The following is an 18650-nucleotide window of genomic DNA, read 5'->3' as shown; positions in this document are numbered from 1 at the left end:
ACTCCTAACTAGTACACCTTAATTCCTTCTTGTAAAAGTTTGCCCCAATGCCTGCTAAAAGCATGAACACTATCGGTAGGTATTTCTTTGCTGTTAAAAACTTGTCCGCCTTTATTTTTCCAATCAAAAATTCCCCCATAAAGATTTAGAATTTTTGTATACCCTAATTCTTTTAATTTCTCTCCAATATCTTCTGAGCGTACACCAATAGAACAGTATACTATAATAGGTTGTGTTTTGTCAGGTAAAGATTCTAGAACTTTTTGCTCGTCAAATGTTTTGTATCCTACCCAAATGGCATTTTTTAGGTGACTTACCTTAAATTCTTCTTTTTCCCTTGTATCTAAGTATGCAATAGAATCGGTAATCGGTAGATTATCAAAATATACATAAGGTATAGTACCTTGGTTCCAAGAATTCAAAGCCTTGGTAATTTTGTCTTGACCTAAGCTTTTATTAGAGAAGTGTAATAAAATCACAAGACAGAATATTAATTTAGAAATTAGTATTTTCATCTTTACAAAGGTACTATAATTAGATTTCAAGAAGTGCCGGTTGAAAAGTGAATTTATGGTTAAAACTTTGCAAAATAAAGGCTTACAGGTGTTTGTCTTGATAATGGGTATTTTAATAACTAGTTGTAAACAAGACGTTAAACAAGAAGTCTTCACGGAAGATGTAGAGCCAACAGGGTATTATATAGAACCCTATAGATCCCAATATCATTTTACACCAGAAGAAAAATGGATGAACGATCCAAACGGACTTGTCTATAATGATGGGGTATATCATTTGTTCTATCAATACTACCCGGATAGTACCGTTTGGGGACCCATGCATTGGGGTCATGCGGTAAGTAAAGATATGATGAAGTGGAAGCACAAGCCGGTTGCGCTTTTTCCAGATGAACATGGATTTATATTTTCTGGTAGTGCAGTTATGGACCACAATAACACTTCGGGTTTTGGCACGGAGGATCAGACGGCAATGGTGGCTATTTTCACCTATCATGACATGGCGGGCGAGCAAGCAGGTAAAAAAAATTTTCAAACTCAGGGCATTGCCTATAGTTTGGATAATGGTGATAGTTGGACCAAGTATGAGGGCAACCCCGTAATCGGTAATACCGGCATTAAAGACTTTAGGGATCCCAAAGTGTTTTGGAACGATAAGGCAGAAACTTGGACAATGCTACTAGTGGCAGGTGATCATTTGCAAATATGGAACTCTCCTAATTTAAAAGAGTGGGAAAAAGTTAGTGAGTTTGGTAAAGAGCAAGGTGCTCATGGAGGTGTTTGGGAATGTCCAGATTTATTTCCGTTGAAGATTGAAGGTACCGATGAGGTAAAATGGGTATTGTTGATCAGTATTAATCCGGGTGCACCAAATGGGGGTAGTGGTACGCAATATTTTATAGGAGATTTTGATGGAGAAACATTTACCTCGGACCAAGTGGAGCATAAGTGGATAGATTTAGGTAGGGATAATTATGCAGGAGTAACCTATAACGATGCACCTAATGATGAACGTGTTTTTATTGGATGGATGAGTAATTGGGACTATGCAAGAGATACACCTACCGATAAATGGCGAAGTGCAATGACAGTGCCTAGAGAATTGACCTTGCGGAAAGTAAATGATGACGTGTTGTTGTACAACTATCCGTTAAAAAGTTTTGAGAGGCACGTAGCAATGGCTTATCCGGAAAGTGTTTTGGAAATCTTGCCTACGAGAAAAAGAATTATGCCTCTTAAATATGGGAACCAGAGTAAAATACAGTTTACGCTTTCCGTGCCCAATGCGCAAATGTACTTTAGAAATAAAAATGGCGATAGCGTAAGTATAGATGTTGATAGGGATAAGAAAGTTGTCACTTTTGACCGAAGAAAATCGGGTAAGGTAGACTTTAGTGAAAAATTTGCTCCTGGTGTTCAGCAAATGAAGATTCCGAATATACCGGACGGACCTATAGAAATAATGATGCTTTTAGACCATTCTTCGTTAGAGCTATTCATCAATGAGGGTCAGTATGTGATGACCAATCAAATTTTCCCCAATGAGTTTTTTAGGGCTTTGACCATTGTGAACAATTCAGAAAACGAATTAAAAATTGAAGATTTTACAGAACATAAGGTAGAACGGGTTTGGGATTAACATGTTGTAAAATCATTGTATGGATTGCGACTATTTAATTTACGCTAAAATTTAATCTTTATTTCCTTCTATCTATTGGTAGAAATTTGCTTCACTATATTGTGGTAATATCGGCTAAAGTAGTCTTTAGTCGATATTAACAGCACAGCACCTACTTTGATTTGCAAATTTTCATTGGAAACTCTACAATTTGCCTACTTACTAATTATAAAGTAAAAAATACAGCTGTTATGGTGTGTAGGTTGGCTATCCTTGTATATTTTTGGTGTAGAAAAGAAAGGGATATAAACAAAAAAATCCTTACCGTTAAGTAAGGATTTATTGTGGTGCCTCCAGGAATCGAACCAGGGACACATGGATTTTCAGTCCATTGCTCTACCAACTGAGCTAAGGCACCATGCTTGCTGTAAGCGGGTGCAAATATAATTTCAATTTTATGATTTCCAAACTAAATCGTAAAAAAAGAAAAATGTTTTTTTAATTTTTAATCTTTGCAACATGAATTTAATTGTTGATGCGGGTAATACAAATGTCAAATTAGCAATCTTTAAAAAGTCGGAAATAATTCATTTAGAGACTGTTGTTGTAGATTTGTTTGTTGAGGCGGTAAAAAGAATTTTCAAGGAATTTCCTAAAATAGAATTTTCAATAATTTCTAGTGTAGGGTCAATTTCAAAGGACCAGATTAAGGTTTTGGCTATTTTTAGTGAACTTCATGAGCTTAGTCATGCGTCAAAAGTGCCGTTTAAGAACTCATATGCCTCTCCACAAACTTTGGGTGTAGATCGTTTGGCCTTGGCTACGGCTGCCTATTATTATAATCCACATCAAAATAATTTGGTTATTGATGCCGGAACCTGTGTTACGTATGATATGATCAATGATTTTGATGAGTATCTAGGCGGCGCAATTTCCCCGGGCTTGCAAATGCGGTACAATGCTATGCATTACCAAACATCTAAATTGCCGTTACTCGAAAAAAAGGAGCTGTTAGACTACATTGGCAACACCACTGAAAACTGTCTACACAGTGGGGCGGTTAATGGAATTACACTGGAAATAGACGGTGTCATTGATCTTTACAAAGCTAGATTTAAAAATTTAACAGTTATTTTAACCGGTGGAGACACACTATTTTTGTCTAAACGATTAAAAAATACCATATTTGCGGATTCCAAATTTCTCCTGAAAGGGCTTAATTATTTGCTGGAATACAACAAGCACTAAATGATCAGAAAAATTGTAATTACAATTGTATACATAACCACTATTGGTTTGTACGCTCAAGATGGTACTGTTTCTCCTTATTCTTTTTACGGAATAGGTGATTTAAAAAATAACAGTACGGTAGAAAATCAAATGATGGGAGGTATTGGTGTATATGCCGATAGTATTCATATCAATTTAAAAAACCCAGCAGCTTTTGGTAAGTTAGGTCTAGAAGTTATGGACAGGGAAGGATTGGTGACCTATACAGCAGGAGTCTCCAATAAACAATTTACGCTTAAAAGTTTCACAGCAGAAGAGGAAAGCTCTATTACAAGTTTAGATTACTTGGCACTTGGTTTTAGTGTAGGTAAAGGTTTGGGTATGGGGTTTGGTATAATGCCATATTCTTCGGTAGGATATAATTTGGTTGATGATCGTACCGAAACAGGCGGGTCGTTGACTAATGTTTATACGGGTGAGGGTGGTTTAACCCGCGCTTTTTATTCAATTGGGTATGAAATTGTAAAAGACTTAAGTATTGGTGCAACCGTTAATTTCAATTTTGGTACACTTGAAAGTGAAAGGTTGCAGCAAATAGAAGATGTGCAGTTTGGTACATTTGATAGGCGTTCATCTAGAGTAAATGGTTTTGATTTCAACTATGCTTTAAATTATACGCCTTTGATTAAGGGTAGGCAAAGACTTCATACATCGGTTCGTGTGAACACCCAAGGTAATTTGGTTTCCAAGAATGATAGGCAATTGGGTTCTTTTTCAGTAGCCAGTGGTGTAACCATAGAAGAGCTAGAGGTGAATTTGGCTGCTCAGAATTTAGAGAATACAGAATTAAAGATACCGACCACTACTACTTTGGGTATTGGTTATGGTGAAGATTATAAATGGTTTGTGGGTGCAGAATATAGTTTTCAAGAAATGAGTTCTTTTGAAAATGTTTTCTTGGGTTCAGCTAATGTGGCGTATGAAGATGCAAGTTCATTTGCCTTTGGTGCCTTTCTAACCCCTGATCATGATTCATTTACAAGTTATTTAAAAAGGGTTACCTACCGTGCAGGTCTACGTTTAGATAAGACGGGTATGTTGGTGAACGATGTTGATATAAATAACTTTGGCATAACTTTTGGATTAGGCTTACCACTGGGCAGAAGTTTCTCTAACCTTAACTTAGGTTTTGAGTTTGGTAGAAGAGGGACTACTAGGGCGGATTTGATTGAAGAAAGCTATTTTAAATTTAATGTAGGTCTCTCATTGAACGATCGTTGGTTCCAGAAAAGAAAAATCAATTAATAAAAATTTAGTACATTAACCATTTTAAAAAGAGAAAAAATGAAATCGAAACTTTACTTCACGGCAATTATGTTCCTTGGGATGATGGGAGTGAGCAATGCGCAGGCGCAAAACCCTGAATGTATGACCAACCTGTCAATATTTTCCGAGCATGCGAAAGTTAAAAATTATGAAGCGGCCTATGAGCCATGGAAAATGGTTTATGAAACATGTCCTCAATTAAACAATGCTATTTATGTTTATGGTGAGCGTATCCTAAAAGATAAGGTAGATAAGGCTACAGGTGCAGACAAAGAAAAGTTTGCCAACGATCTTATGGGGCTTTATGATAATAAGCTTAAACATTTTTCATCTAAAACTAGTGCAGGTGAAACAATGGTAGATAAGGCATTGGTAATGTACGATAACAAAATGGCAGATGATGCTAAGATGTACAGTATGTTAAGCGAGGCATTTACAAAAGATAAAGAAAACTTTACAAACCCAAAGGCTTTATATATCTATTTCTCTAGTTTGGTTGATGAGCACAAAGCAGGTAGAAAAGATCTACAAGAAGTTTTTGATGTATATGATGCAGTTACCGAAAAAATAGAAACTGAAAATGAAAAGCTTACAGGTAAAATAGCTAAGCTTTTACCAAAAGAAGAAGCTGGTACTTTAACTTCAAAAGAAAAGTCTCGTTTAAGGGTTTATAATTCGTACTCTGAAAATTACGGTAAGATTGCTGGTAGTATCGATTCTAAATTAGGTCCATTGGCAGATTGTAGTAACCTTATTCCTTTATATGAAAAGAGTTTTGAAGAGAAAAAGGGTGATGTTGTTTGGGTAAAAAGAGCAGTAGGTCTTATGTTCAACAAAGAGTGTACAGATGATCCAATGTTCCAAAAGTTATTTGAAGCACAATTGTCTTTAGATCCTTCTGCAGATGCTTATGTTTACGGTGGTACTTTAAAAATGAAGAACGGAGATAGTTCTGGTGCCCTTGCGGATTTTGATAAGGCATTATCTCTAGAAACAGATAACGATAAGAAATCTAAGATCGCTTACAAAGTTGCGGTGATCAATAAAAGAAAAGGTAGTAAGTCTACTGCACGTAAATACGCTCAAAAAGCCATTGATGCAAACCCGTCAAATGGTCGTGCATATCTTTTAATTGCTAACTTGTACGCAACAAGTGCTAACGATTGTGGTAGCTCAGCGTTTGAAAAGAGAGCAATTTACTGGAAAGCTGCAGATATGGCTAGACAAGCAGGAAGAGTGGATCCTTCATTAGGGGGTTCAGCTAGTCAAGCGGCAAACAGTTACAGTGCTAAGGCTCCAACTAAAGAAATGATCTTTAGTTCAGGCATGGCCGGTAAGACCGTTACGTTCAACTGTTGGGTTGGTGGTAGCGTGAAAGTACCTTCTTTATAGAGAAAATGAAACAGATTTATAATTTTAGAGGCATTGCCGTGGTATGTACCATGGCAATGCTTTTTTTATCTTGTCAAGATAATTACAAGAGAGTGGGTGAAGAAGCGGTAAAGAAAATTTACCCCAGGGGTGTAGTAGAGGATTTTGTACTTACCTATACTGAAACACCTGAAAAATTAGGATCTGAAGATGACGGTTCGTCTAGAGTAATGGCAGTATTATCCGGACCGGTCAGAAACGATTTTGAGCAGCTTTCATTTCCGTATCAAACATTTCCAGAAGGTCTGCTGGTAGAAATTTTTAACGAGAAAAATGAAAAAACAACGATAGAGGCAGATTATGGAGTATTGTACTCTAAGACTTCTATTGTAGATTTGCGTGGTAATGTGCTTATAAAAGGAGATGACGGTAAAAAGCTAGCTACATCACAGCTATATTATGATCGTGGTAATGAGTGGGCTTTTACCCAAGAAAAATTTACGTTTACCAATCCAGATGACGGTACTGTAATGGATGGTGAAGGTATGGATATACAAAAAGACCTGAAGTTTTTAAATGCACATAAAACCTATGGTTTAATGTTGATCAAAGAAGAAAATAAAGAAGAAAAAAATGATTAATATTTTAAGATATACAGAGTATTTGTACGTTATAGTCGCGGGCTTTTCTATCTATAGAATAATAACGGATTGGAATACCGATCGAAGTATGGCGTATTTCTTTATATTTTTTGCCGTAATTTCAATAGGTATGTTTTTGTTTAGACGAAATTATAGAAAGAAATTTGAACAGCGTAAGCGTGATAATCAAAATAAATAGTGGGTACAGCCGGTATTATCATTATACTTTCCTTGATTTTTTCAGCATTTTTCTCAGGAATGGAAATTGCCTTTATTTCTGCGAACAAAATTCATATTGAAATTGAGAAAAAACAAGAGGGCTTTTTAGCAACTGTACTGACAAGGTTAACTAAAAAACCATCAAAATTTATAGCTACCATGCTTATTGGTAACAATATAGCATTGGTAATTTATGGACTTTTCATGGGAGAATTACTCATGAATTGGTTCACTGAAATAGTGCCCGATAATGCAATTTTGCAGTTGTTGATTACAGATTTTAGTTTGTTGACCCAAACTTTGATATCTACGTTCATCATATTGATTACCGCTGAATTTTTACCTAAAGTGCTATTTCAGATTTATGCCAATAACCTTTTGAAATTATTGGCGATACCTGCATTTTTATTTTATATACTTTTTTCATTTATATCCGACTTTATTATTTGGGTGTCCGATATTATTTTGAAGTACGTATTTGGTACATCAGGTGATGAGGTCCAATTGGCATTTAGCAAGTTAGAGTTGGGAGATTACATTACCGAGCAAATGGAAACGGTAGAGGAGGAAGATGAAGTAGATACTGAAATACAGATCTTTCAGAATGCATTGGAGTTTGCAGCTGTAAAGGCTAGGGAAGTTATGGTGCCTAGAACTGAAATAGTTGCGGTAGAAATGCACGAAACTCCAAAAAACTTGGCGAAATTGTTTACGGAAACGGGCTATTCTAAAATACTGGTATATAATGATACCGTAGATAATGTTATAGGCTATGTACACTCTTATGAGCTATTTAAAAAACCTAAGACAATTAAAAGTATTTTACTGCCGGTTGAGTTTGTGCCGGAGACCATGCTTATTCAAGATATATTGAATGTTCTCATCAAAAAACGAAAAAGTATAGCTGTTGTTTTAGATGAATATGGCGGTACCTCTGGTTTGGTAACGGTAGAGGATATTGTTGAAGAACTTTTTGGTGAGATCGAAGATGAGCATGATACTACGGATTTAAGGGAAGAGCGGGTAGATGAGCGTCATTATTTGTTCTCTGCAAGGTTAGAAGTAGATGATATCAATGAAAATTATAAATTAAGTCTTCCTGTATCAGATGAATATGAGACCCTTGGTGGGCTTTTAGTGCATACTTTGGGTGAAATACCTGAGAAAGAGGTAGAGCTTACTATAGAGCAATATAAGTTTACCGTGTTGGAAGTTTCCAACACAAAAATAGATTTGATTTCCATAGAAGTTTTGGAAGAGGAATAACAGTGCATCAATCAATAAATTAGGTGGCTTTTTAGTTTTTATTATTTCAATTAAAAATGGTAGTTTTGCCACCCAATAACCACAAACGATTATTTTAAACGTTAATAAGAATGGCAGTATTAGAAAATATTAGGAAACGTACAACAGTGTTGATCTTGATCATAGGTTTGGCACTTTTTGCATTTGTTATTTCTGGGGTATTTACCAGTAGCAATTTTGGAGGAGATAAAGTAGGTTCGTCCGTAGCCGAAATTAATGGAGAAGATATTTCTATTGATGAATTTAGACAAGAGGTAGAGGTGGCTTCTAACAGAATTGGTCCTACTGCATCTAATATGCAAGTGGTAAATCAGGTTTGGGAAAATAAAATAAGAAAGACCATCTTAGGTGAGCAGTTTGAGGATTTAGGTATTGGTATAGAGCAAGATCAGATCGTTGACTTTTTAAGAACAACAGGTTATGCTCAAAATCCTCAATTTCAAGATCAAAATGGTCAGTTTGATGCAAATATGTTTAAGCAGACCGTTGCGGATTGGAAAGTGAACAACCCTGCGCAATATGAAGCCTGGTTGCAAACAGAAGCTGAGATCGTACAATTGGCAAAAGAGCAAACTTACTTTAACATGGTTAAGGCAGGCGTTGGTGCTACCTTAAAAGAAGGTGAGTTAGATTATAAATTGGCTAACGAGAAAATGGATATTAAGTATGTAAGAGTACCTTATACTTCTATCCCGGATAGTACAATTACAGTAACTAAAAGCGAAATTGCAGATTACGTTAGCAAGCATAAAGAAGAGTACAAGCAGGACCCTGCAAGAGATTTACAGTATGTATTTTTTCAGGAAAAGCCTTCTGAAGCTGATGAAGCTGCTATCAAAGAAGAAATCACAAAACTTTTAGACGATACGATCGAGTATAATTCTCAAACAGACCGTAACGATACTATCAGAGGTTTTAGAAATACAAAAGATGTTGCGGCATTTTTAGATAGATATTCAGACACTAAGTTCGATACTATTTTTAAGGCTAAGAAAAATTTACCATCTAGTGTTGCGGACACCTTAATGAGTTTGAACATAGGTCAAATTTACGGACCGTATAAAGATGGGGATTCTTATAAGATTTCTAAAATAATTGCTAGAAAACCAAACGGTTCGGTGAAAGCAAGTCATATTCTTTTGGCTTACGAAGGTGCTACAAGAGCAAACCCAGAAGTAAAGAGAACAAAAGAAGAAGCTGAGGCAAAGGCAAAAGAACTATTAAGGGAAGCAAAAAAATCTGGTGTTGTTTTTTCAACCTTGGCTAGAGATAATTCAGATGGTCCATCTGCTCCTAATGGTGGAGATTTAGGGTACTTTCAAAGAGGGGTAATGGTTCCTGCTTTTAATGACTTTGCATTTGGAAACTCAGAAGGTTCGATCGGTATGGTCGAAACAGATTTTGGATTTCATGTAATTAAAATTGATGATAAGGAAGATGTGGTTCAGATTGCAACTGTTTCAAGAGAGATAGTAGCTTCAGAAGAAACAATAAATACGTTGTTTACCAATGCGACCAAATTTGAAATGGAAACTACAGATGATGAAAGTGCTTTTTCAACATTGGCAAAAGAGGGTAACTATGTTGTACGTCCGGTAAACAAAATTAAAGCTTTGGATGAAAACCTTCCTGGTTTGCCAAATCAAAGAAATATTGTACAATGGGCCTTCAATGGAGATACTGAGGTTGGTGACATTAAGAGATTCAATATTAATAACGGTTATGCAGTAGTTCAACTTACAGGTTATTACGCAGAAGGTGTTATGAGTGCTGAAGATGCTTCCGTACTTGTGTTGCCTAAAATTAGAAAAGAGCGTAAAGCCGCAAAGATTATTGCGGCCAATAAAGGTAAAGACATGAGTACTATTGCATCTGATAATGGTGTAAGTGTATCAAATGCTTCTGCTCTTACGGTAAAATCCCCTACAATTCCTGGTGCAGGTAGCGAGCCTGTAGTGGTAGGAACTGCTTATGGTATGGCTGAAGGTGCAACTTCTGGTTTAATAGAAGGTAACACCGGAATCTTTAAAATTGAAATTGTAAAGAAAACCGAAGCACCTAAGCTTGATAATTATAGTGTATATGCAAATGCACTAAAAACAGGAGCTGCTGCTCGTGTGAATACAGCAGTGTATAACGCTCTTAAAGAAGGTGCGGAAATAGAAGATAAAAGAGCTACTTTTTACTAAAAAGTTAGTTTGTCAAAATAAAAAAAGAGCATCTAATTTAGATGTTCTTTTTTTATAATATCATTTTTTGATAAGGCAGAATGGTATGGTAGCCTTTATTTTTAAAATAAACCATATCCTCCTCTGTTCCAATAGCAAGGACAAAATCTCCGCCCCAGGCACCTAGACTTTTTATTGTATGCGAATAGTCTGCAAAAAGAATGCTTTTAATAGTTGGTACCTGAAGTGTTTTAGATAAAATCTTTTCGTGTTGGTTGAGTAGGTGTTCAAACTCCTTCAAAGAAGTGCAGCTTAAAATTTTATCGGTGATATTGTTGATTGCGCTAAGCAGTTGGGTTTTATTGAAATTCAAGTTGCGATAACTGGTAATGGCATCTCTACTATTTTTCTTTTCGTTCAGGTAAACAAAGAAAAGTCGGTCTTCAAAATTAGGTTTAAAATTGACTTCCTGTATGTTTGGACTAAAGCCATTTCTTTGATAAGTAATTGGCGTTTTATGTGTAGCACAAGCAATATCGTAACCACTACCGCCAAAGGTGGCCTCCAGTAATTCATAGGGGTTAATTTCTGCCCAAGATGCTATATTTGATATTAAGGTAGAAGAAGTGCCAAGGCCCCAATCTCTAGGGAAGGTTACTTTTGTTTCTACATCATTTACTTCATCTGTAGTTGGTGAAAATAAAGGGTTAAGTTTTTTAGCCGCTACTAAAATTTGAGATAGCCTGTGAGCTACTTCCGGGTCAGAAGTGTGAATGGTTTCAAGCCTATTCTTGGAAAATTCTGAACTGAACCAAACAGCATCATTTTCATCTAAACTGTTCCAAATAAAATTCTCTGAATCTGAGTGGGTTAAGCTCAGGTACTGTCCAAATTTTGTAGGCAAAGCCAGACCTTTGGCTCCGTCAAGAATAGCATATTCTCCAGTGAGCAATAGTTTACCGTTGCTGTAAAAGGATGTGGGCATATGGTAAAGGCTTATTTTCTTATCTCGTTAAGTTGTAGTTCCACGCCGTGGTGCGTTACGGGGTTGGTCTTAAAATATGTAACTAATTTAGCTTTTTCGTTTTCATTGGCGCCCAGCTGGTTAAGAATGTTCAAAAGGTGCATTTTCATATGTCCTTTTTGAATTCCTGTAGTAACCAATGAACTCACTGCTGCAAAGTTTTGTGCTAGACCCGCTACCGCTATAATTTGCATGAGTTCTTCAGCAGAAGGGCGTTGTAGTATTTCAAGGTTTAGTTTTACAAGCGGATGTAAATTTGTGAGTCCGCCAACAGTACCTAAAGCCAAGGGAAGTTCTATCCAAAATGTAAAGATTCCATCTTCAATGGATGCATGGGTCAGGCTGCTGTATTGACCATTTCTACAAGCATAAGCATGTACGCCTGCCTCTATGGCCCTAAAGTCGTTACCAGTGGTCAAAACAACCGCATCTATACCGTTCATGATGCCTTTGTTATGCGTAACCGCTCTATAGGGTTCTACGTGTGCAATTTTAATCGCCTGTACTATTTTTTCGGCGGTATGCTGTGGTGTTAATTCTTCTGTAAGTTTTAAATCTTCCACCGGGCAACTAACTTCTGCGCGTACGCTACAATTGGGTACGTAATTGGACAGAATGCTCATTACTACTTCAATATCTTTTTCCTGCTTGGAAAAATCATCGTAATTACCGGCCTCTTTTTTTAAAGTAGCTGCAAATTGCTCTAAACAGCTGTTAATAAAATTGGCACCCATGGCGTCCTTGGTTTCAAAGGTGGCATGTAGTTGGTAATAGTTTTCTAGTTGCTTGGTTTTATCTTTTAAAACAATATCTGTAATACCACCGCCCCTTTTTTCCATACTGGAAGTTAGAGATGCACTTTCAGCTAATAAAATGGGCTTTAAATAAGTAAAAAACGAATTTAACCTATTGGTATCGCCCTTGTATATAAAGTGAACTTGACCTACTTTTTCGGTTCCTAATATGGTTGTTTTAAATCCTCCTTTTTTTAGCCAAAACTTTGCGGCTTTGCTCGCTGCCGCTATAACCGAACTCTCTTCAATGGCCATGGGTATGGCATAAAGCGTATCGTTTATTAAAAAGTTGGGAGCTATGCCCTGGGGTACGTAGAGGTTGGTAATGGTATTTTCTATAAATTCATCGTGCAACTGTTGAACGTTTTGGTCTAGATTCCAATACGTTTGCAGAATTTTTCTTGATTGTGCTGCATTCTTGGTGTAATTTGTGGTGATCCAATCTATTTTCTCTTCTTTGGAAAGTTTGGAAAAACCACTTATTGGCTCGGTCATTTAGGTATAACTTTCTACTAATTGTTCATGTTTTGTAAAGAATTGGACACCTCCAATAGATTCCAATTTTACGCTGGTAAAGATAAGCATATTGACCTGAATCTAATTTATCTAAGCAAAGCGTTAAAACCAGCTTCTTTTTTTCAGTAAAGCGTGTTTTTTTAAGGAAATAGTGGTAAACTTGAGAGATTTAACAAAATTCAAATTTTTATGCGAAAAACACACTTATTTACGTTGATTTTACTTTCGTTCAGCGTAATTATTTGGGCACAGGAAAAAAAGATATCAGTTTCCGAAATTTATCAAGGTGCTTTTAGAACCGAAGGTCTTGAAGCGCTACGTTCCATGAATAACGGTACTCAATACACCGTACTTCATACAAATAGGTTCAGCCAATCTATAACGGTAGATAAATATGATTATAAGACCTTGGAAAAAGTAGGTACCGTAGTATCTTCTGCAGATTTAGCCGAAATACCTTCCTTTTCAGCTTATACCTTTAGCGATGATGAAAAAAAATTATTGCTCTCAACTGAAATAGAACCCATTTTTAGAAGGTCAAGGTTGGGTGTTTTTTATGTATATGAAATTGCATCTAAGAAGGTAGTAAAGGTTAGTGAATCAAAAATTCAAGAACCATTGTTTTCTCCAGATGGTAGCCAAGTAGCCTATGTGAAGGATAATAACCTCTATATTTTTACCATTGAAAGTGGTGAAACCAAACAAATAACCCAAGACGGAGTTAAGAATCAAATAATAAATGGTGTAACAGATTGGGTATATGAAGAAGAATTTTCTTTTGTACGAGCTTTCGAATGGAATGCCGATGGAAGTAAGATAGCTTTTTTACGTTTTGATGAAACAAGTGTGCCCGAATTTTCTATGGATGTTTACGGTACAGGGCTATATCAACAACCACACGTATTTAAATACCCAAAGGCCGGAGAGAACAATTCTAAAGTTACCTTACATCTTTTAGATGTGGCTAGTGGTAATATTGCTGCGGTAGATTTAAATAGCGCATACTACATACCAAGAATTAAATGGATGAACCATAAAGATATGTTGAGTGTTCAAACCTTGAACAGGCATCAGGATCATTTAACAATGTATGCCGTAAATGCTAAAAAGAATGAAGTATCTGTTTTACTGGAAGAGAAAGATGATGCTTATGTCGATATCACCGATAATCTTACTTTTTTAGAAGATGATAGTTTTATTTGGACCAGTGAGAAAGACGGTTTTAATCATATATATCTATACGGGGAAGACGGTAATCTTATGAGTCAGATCACCAAGGGAGATTGGGAGGTTACCAAATACTATGGTTACGATCAAAACGAAGATAAAATTTATTATCAGTCTACCGAGAACGGATCAATAAACCGTGGGGTATATAATATTAGTAGCGGCGGAGATGATAAAAAGGCATTAGCTGTTACTCAAGGAACCAACAATGCTTCATTTAGTACAGATTTCACGTATTTTATAAATACGTATTCTAGTGCTGAAATACCACCTGTATACACACTGCATAAGGCAATAAACGGTAAAAAGGTAAAGGATATAAAAGATAATGGTCAATTATTACAAAGACTGGAAAGTTATGCTGTGAGTCCTAAAGAATTTTCTACAATTTCAATTAATGGCAATGATTTGAACATGTATATGATCAAGCCAAAAGATTTTGATTCAACTAAGAAATATCCATTATTTATGTATCAATATAGTGGTCCTGGATCTCAAAACGTATCTAACAGTTGGATGGGGGCTAACGACTACTGGCACCAGGGTTTGGTGGCGGAAGGTTATATTGTTGCCTGTGTAGATGGCCGTGGTACGGGTTTTAAAGGAAGGGATTTCAAGAAGGTTACTCAAAAAGAGTTGGGTAAATATGAAGTAGAAGATCAAATAGCCGCTGCTAAGAAATTAAGCGAGTTGCCATACATTGACGAAAGTAGAACAGGTATATGGGGCTGGAGCTATGGTGGTTTTATGTCCACAAACTGTATTTTAAAGGGTAACGACACTTTTGAAATGGCAATTGCGGTAGCACCTGTTACCTCATGGGCTTTTTATGATACAATATATACAGAGCGTTATATGCAAACGCCACAGGAAAATCCAAGTGGATATGATGATAACTCGCCGTTTAACTATCCTCACTTGTTGGAAGGCGATTACTTACTTATTCATGGTACTGGTGATGATAATGTTCATGTGCAGAATTCAATGCGTATGATCGAGGCTTTGATACAGGCGGATAAGCAATTCGATTGGGGAATTTATCCGGATAAAAACCACGGTATTTATGGTGGAAATACAAGAATTCACCTCTATAACAAAATGACCAATTTTATTAAAGAAAAACTATAATCAAACTAACATCAATATGACTGAAAGTACCGAATTTTCAGACCAAAAACAGGTTTTTGGGCACCCACAGGGTTTATTTTACTTATTCTTTGCAGAATTATGGGAGCGTTTTAGCTTTTACGGAATGCGTGCACTGCTCACGCTCTACATGATAGACGTAATATTCAAAGCCTTGGCAGAAAGAGATTATGCTACGGCGGCAGTTTATTCTTCCTATGGTTCATTGGTATACGCCTCTACGGTAATTGGCGGCAAATTATCAGATAAGATTTTAGGAATGCGAAACTCAATTTTTTTGGGCGGTATTCTTATGTCCATAGGGCATTTTGTATTGGCTATAGAAAACAATATGGCATTCTTTTTAGCTTTGTCGCTCATTATTGTAGGTAACGGGTTCTTTAAACCTAACATTTCTACTTTTGTGGGTACGCTGTATGAAAAAGGAGATCCTAAAAAAGATTCTGGATTCACCATATTTTATATGGGTATTAATATTGGGGGCTGGGTAGCTCCATTATTATGTGGATGGCTGGCCGCAACATATGGCTGGCACTATGGTTTTGGTCTGGCAGGAATAGGTATGTTGACCGGGTTGATCGTTTTTTGGAGCGGAATTCAAAAAAATGTATTTGGCGATAGAGGTTTACCTCCAAATGAGCAAGTCTTGGAAAAAAAGGTACTTGGTGTAAAACAAGGAATTCTTGTGCCGGTTTTAGCTGTGTTGTCTGCACCGTTGATTGCGTTGTTATTATCTTCTTATAAGGCAATTGCTACAGAAGGTATGTTTGCGGATCAGAATATTGTCAATATTATATTTACAGGTATTGGTATAGCGGTTTTGGCATACTTGGCTTACGAAATGTTCAAAGCGAATATTAAAGAGAGAAAAGAATTGTTTGTCGCGGTGTTACTTACCTTTTTTATGACCATTTTCTGGGGTTTCCATGAACTATCTGGAAGTGTAATTACGTTGTTCGCAGCAAGAAATATTGATCTTGACGGTATTATGTCGGCTGCACAGACCAATTCGTTGAACTCTATGTTTATTATCATTTTGGCTATTCCTATTTCAATGATGTGGACATGGTTAAGTAAAAAGAATTGGAACCCTAGGACACCTTATAAATTTGGATTGGGATTACTTTTTGCGGGAATCAGTTTTTACGTTCTTGCTATTAGTGGCGGTAGTGCCAATGAAAATGGTTTTGTACCGTTCACATACTTGTTGCTAATGTATTTCTTGCTATCTGTGGGTGAACTTTTTATGTCACCTGTTGGGTTGTCTAAAATGACCGATCTAGCTCCTGCAAGGTTAATAGCTTTTATTATGGGGGTATGGTTCTTATCATCTGCCTTTGCATTCCAAATTGTTGGTTTCATCGGTAAACAATTGGCTATAGAAAGTTCAGATGGTGATGTAAATGGTTTTGAAACCTTAACGGTATATACAGATGGCTTTTTATTAATAGCCAAGTATGCTATAGGTGCAGGGTTAATTGTACTGGTAGCATCACCGATCATTAAAAAGTTAATGGGTAAGGTACATTAGTATTCCTTACTTGAAATAATAAGCTCCCTTTTCACCTGTGTAGTGGAAAGGGATTTTATTTTTAATACATGTGACTTTCCAGCGGTCAACATAACTTTTGTAGTTACTGCCATCTGCAATAATTTCTTTAGGTTGTATGCTATCTATTAATCGGTCCAGATTAATTTTTGGTGATTGTGTTAAAAGAATTTTATCGGATGTTGAAAGGGGATAAACACCGGTACTATCAATAATCAGCAACGAATTATTTTTAATATGGTAACCGTTTTTTAAGGTGTCAAAACTAACGCTATGTATGCGTTCAGCAGTTCTATATCTTGAAATTAAATAGTCTGGTTGGTTATAGTTATCTGTTAAAACGGTCAATTCTTTTCCATTTCTATTAAAAATTATGCGCTCCTTGGTTTTGTGCAATACCATAGCTTCAACCTTTTCATTTGTGTTGATTTCTTGATATATCGTATAACCTTGAAAACAAAGTACACTGCCAAGACACAATAGTATTCTTTTAGAATTAAATCTTGTAAATAATTGAACTCCCATGACTAAAACTATGAAGGAGAGTATCAGCTGCACCACATCAAAAGGAATATCACCGAATATAAAGCTTTCTTGTCGAGCGACCCAGGCTATAAGGTTATTCATAAACCCAATAATTTTATTGTATAACCAAACGAATTGAGCGGGAAGCCAGTTGAATATAGATAGGAAAACAACCAAAATCCCCATGCCTAAAATAACACCTAATGCAGGTACGATAATTAAGTTGGAAACAAAGAACAAACCGGGAAATTGGTGAAAATAGAACAGACTAATTGGTAGAACACCTAGTTGAGCGGCTATACTTACACATAGTAATTGCCAAAAATAACGCACCACTTTATTTTTTGGAAACCACAAATCCCTAAGAATAGGAAAAATCCAGAGGATGGCGAAAACCGCTGCATAGCTCATTTGAAACCCTACTTGAAATAATAGGTTGGGATCAATGAACAATAAGATAAATAGAATGGATAATGCTAAAATGTTGAAGGTGTTGCTAGGTCTGTTTAAATACAGTGCATAGGCTACAAACGTAAACATAGTGGTGGCGCGTATTATGCTGGCTGAGAGTCCGGCTATAAAGGCAAATGCCCATAAAAATAGGACTGATAGCAATAGGATAATAGTTCTGCCTTTAGGAATTTGTTTTAGCGGACTCAATAGAAATTGAATTAATAAAAGTAAAATACCTATATGCAGTCCAGATACGGCTAAAATATGTACGGCACCGGCTTTTTGGTAGTTGGTGTAGGTCTCTTCGGAAATATCTGATCGTTGTCCTAATAGCAACGCTTGAATTACCCCGAATTCATCTTCACCAAAACTTTCTTTTTCAAGTTTTGAAATAATATGGTTTCGAACACTTGAAGCTATGCCTTTTAAAGTGGTCTTTGACCTAGAGGTAATTGTAAAATGATTTTGTTCAATCTGCATTTGATGATAAATACCAATATTTTTGAGATAGTTTTTATAATCAAATTGGTGCGGGTTTAAGGTAGGGTATATGTCGGTTAACTTCGTACGGGTCACAAATTCATCATCAATATGAAACTGTTGTCCAGAAGAACCTTTAGGAATGCTTATTAATATAGTTCCAGTGGTAGGGTGTTGACCAATACCTTTTACCGTTGCATAGTACCGATATGAAAATGGATTGGGCTTTAATACATCCTTAATTTTCAAGGACCATAAATCACTGTTGGTGTAAGTGATCTTCGTGTAATGGTCATTGTGGTTTACGGGTTGGGCATTAGTGTAACAAAACGTGCCTAAAAACACAAAAATTAAGGCAGAGACAATTCCGAAAAATACAGATTTTGTGTTTTTTTCAAATAAAAAAATGGCGGATAATAGTACAAAAAGAGCACCAATAAATATACCTAAGTAGAGCAGATCAAAGGAGAAAAATTTCCCAATTAAAATTCCAAGAATAAGTAATAGCGTTAATCTAATGGGAATAAACGCTAAGAGCTTCAT

The 18650-nt window shown here is 36.2% G+C and carries 14 protein-coding genes and 1 tRNA gene; 10 read left to right on the top strand and 5 right to left on the bottom strand.

All coding sequences use genetic code 11. The features are described 5' to 3' along the window. Positions 1-8: 8 nt before the first annotated feature. The gene (locus tag B2Z27_RS12030; protein WP_286813828.1) at positions 9-479 is read right to left on the bottom strand and encodes a rhodanese-like domain-containing protein; all 471 of its coding nucleotides are present in this window, start codon (positions 477-479) and stop codon (positions 9-11) included. Between the two features lie 91 nt (positions 480-570). Between B2Z27_RS12030 and B2Z27_RS12025 the strand changes: the two genes are divergently transcribed. Further along, positions 571-2154: a glycoside hydrolase family 32 protein gene (locus tag B2Z27_RS12025; protein ID WP_286813827.1), complete on the top strand. Its 1584-nt coding sequence runs from the start codon at positions 571-573 to the stop codon at positions 2152-2154. A 324-nt stretch (positions 2155-2478) separates the two neighbouring features. Here the strand turns inward: B2Z27_RS12025 and B2Z27_RS12020 are convergent. Beyond that, positions 2479-2551, bottom strand: a tRNA-Phe gene (locus B2Z27_RS12020). 101 nt (positions 2552-2652) lie between these two features. Between B2Z27_RS12020 and B2Z27_RS12015 the strand changes: the two genes are divergently transcribed. From B2Z27_RS12015 to B2Z27_RS11985, 7 genes are all read left to right on the top strand, one after another. Next, positions 2653-3381 carry a type III pantothenate kinase gene (locus tag B2Z27_RS12015; RefSeq protein WP_071340407.1) on the top strand — a complete coding sequence of 243 codons (729 nt, stop codon included), beginning with the start codon at positions 2653-2655 and terminating at the stop codon, positions 3379-3381. Then, a complete protein-coding gene (locus B2Z27_RS12010; protein WP_058105038.1) occupies positions 3382-4668 on the top strand; it encodes a hypothetical protein in 1287 nt (428 codons plus the stop codon). A 39-nt stretch (positions 4669-4707) separates the two neighbouring features. Further along, a complete protein-coding gene (locus B2Z27_RS12005; protein ID WP_286813826.1) occupies positions 4708-6081 on the top strand; it encodes a tetratricopeptide repeat protein in 1374 nt (457 codons plus the stop codon). Positions 6082-6086: 5 nt separating this feature from the next. Beyond that, positions 6087-6701, top strand: coding sequence for an LPS export ABC transporter periplasmic protein LptC (lptC, locus tag B2Z27_RS12000; RefSeq protein WP_286813825.1), 615 nt, complete (start codon positions 6087-6089; stop codon positions 6699-6701). Continuing rightward, positions 6694-6900, top strand: a complete 207-nt coding sequence (locus B2Z27_RS11995; protein ID WP_058105041.1) for a hypothetical protein — start codon at positions 6694-6696, stop codon at positions 6898-6900. The genes lptC and B2Z27_RS11995 overlap by 8 nt, the downstream gene beginning before the upstream one ends. 59 nt (positions 6901-6959) lie before the next feature. Continuing rightward, positions 6960-8186, top strand: coding sequence for a hemolysin family protein (locus B2Z27_RS11990; protein WP_058105144.1), 1227 nt, complete (start codon positions 6960-6962; stop codon positions 8184-8186). Positions 8187-8296: 110 nt separating this feature from the next. Further along, the gene (locus B2Z27_RS11985) at positions 8297-10414 is read left to right on the top strand and encodes a peptidylprolyl isomerase (protein WP_286813824.1); all 2118 of its coding nucleotides are present in this window, start codon (positions 8297-8299) and stop codon (positions 10412-10414) included. A gap of 52 nt (positions 10415-10466) precedes the next feature. On the opposite strand, the gene B2Z27_RS11980 is transcribed toward B2Z27_RS11985, so the two are convergent. Together B2Z27_RS11980 and B2Z27_RS11975 are read right to left on the bottom strand one after the other, a co-directional pair. After that, entirely contained in the window at positions 10467-11378 is a 912-nt protein-coding gene (locus tag B2Z27_RS11980; RefSeq protein WP_286813823.1) for a GYDIA family GHMP kinase, read from the bottom strand. Positions 11379-11389: 11 nt separating this feature from the next. Next, positions 11390-12706, bottom strand: coding sequence for a hydroxymethylglutaryl-CoA reductase, degradative (locus B2Z27_RS11975; protein ID WP_286813822.1), 1317 nt, complete (start codon positions 12704-12706; stop codon positions 11390-11392). 210 nt (positions 12707-12916) lie between these two features. On the opposite strand from B2Z27_RS11975, the gene B2Z27_RS11970 reads away from it, so the two are divergent. Beyond that, positions 12917-15082, top strand: a complete 2166-nt coding sequence (locus tag B2Z27_RS11970; RefSeq protein ID WP_286813821.1) for a S9 family peptidase — start codon at positions 12917-12919, stop codon at positions 15080-15082. Between the two features lie 16 nt (positions 15083-15098). Beyond that, positions 15099-16631 (top strand): peptide MFS transporter, encoded by a 1533-nt coding sequence (locus tag B2Z27_RS11965; RefSeq protein ID WP_286813820.1) that lies wholly within the window; start codon positions 15099-15101, stop codon positions 16629-16631. 6 nt (positions 16632-16637) lie between these two features. Here the strand turns inward: B2Z27_RS11965 and B2Z27_RS11960 are convergent, their stop codons facing one another. Continuing rightward, positions 16638-18650: a ComEC/Rec2 family competence protein gene (locus tag B2Z27_RS11960; RefSeq protein WP_286813819.1), complete on the bottom strand. Its 2013-nt coding sequence runs from the start codon at positions 18648-18650 to the stop codon at positions 16638-16640.

Origin of the sequence: Maribacter sp. UBA3344 (assembly GCF_002362375.1) — a bacterium.
Taxonomy (GTDB): Bacteria; Bacteroidota; Bacteroidia; order Flavobacteriales; family Flavobacteriaceae; genus Maribacter; species Maribacter dokdonensis.
The sequence above is the reverse complement of the archived record's forward strand: the minus strand, read 5'-3'. Positions and strand labels throughout refer to the sequence as shown.

Bases quoted from the DNA above. Each gene is read 5' to 3' on its own strand.
- B2Z27_RS12025 (WP_286813827.1), top strand. From the start codon at position 571: ATGGTTAAAACTTTGCAAAATAAAGGCTTACAGGTGTTTGTCTTGATA.
- B2Z27_RS12015 (WP_071340407.1), top strand. From the start codon at position 2,653: ATGAATTTAATTGTTGATGCGGGTAATACAAATGTCAAATTAGCAATC.
- B2Z27_RS12010 (WP_058105038.1), top strand. From the start codon at position 3,382: ATGATCAGAAAAATTGTAATTACAATTGTATACATAACCACTATTGGT.
- B2Z27_RS12005 (WP_286813826.1), top strand. From the start codon at position 4,708: ATGAAATCGAAACTTTACTTCACGGCAATTATGTTCCTTGGGATGATG.
- lptC (WP_286813825.1), top strand. From the start codon at position 6,087: ATGAAACAGATTTATAATTTTAGAGGCATTGCCGTGGTATGTACCATG.
- B2Z27_RS11995 (WP_058105041.1), top strand. From the start codon at position 6,694: ATGATTAATATTTTAAGATATACAGAGTATTTGTACGTTATAGTCGCG.
- B2Z27_RS11990 (WP_058105144.1), top strand. From the start codon at position 6,960: ATGGAAATTGCCTTTATTTCTGCGAACAAAATTCATATTGAAATTGAG.
- B2Z27_RS11985 (WP_286813824.1), top strand. From the start codon at position 8,297: ATGGCAGTATTAGAAAATATTAGGAAACGTACAACAGTGTTGATCTTG.
- B2Z27_RS11980 (WP_286813823.1), bottom strand. From the start codon at position 11,378: ATGCCCACATCCTTTTACAGCAACGGTAAACTATTGCTCACTGGAGAA.
- B2Z27_RS11975 (WP_286813822.1), bottom strand. From the start codon at position 12,706: ATGACCGAGCCAATAAGTGGTTTTTCCAAACTTTCCAAAGAAGAGAAA.
- B2Z27_RS11970 (WP_286813821.1), top strand. From the start codon at position 12,917: ATGCGAAAAACACACTTATTTACGTTGATTTTACTTTCGTTCAGCGTA.
- B2Z27_RS11965 (WP_286813820.1), top strand. From the start codon at position 15,099: ATGACTGAAAGTACCGAATTTTCAGACCAAAAACAGGTTTTTGGGCAC.
- B2Z27_RS11960 (WP_286813819.1), bottom strand. From the start codon at position 18,650: ATGAAGCTCTTAGCGTTTATTCCCATTAGATTAACGCTATTACTTATT.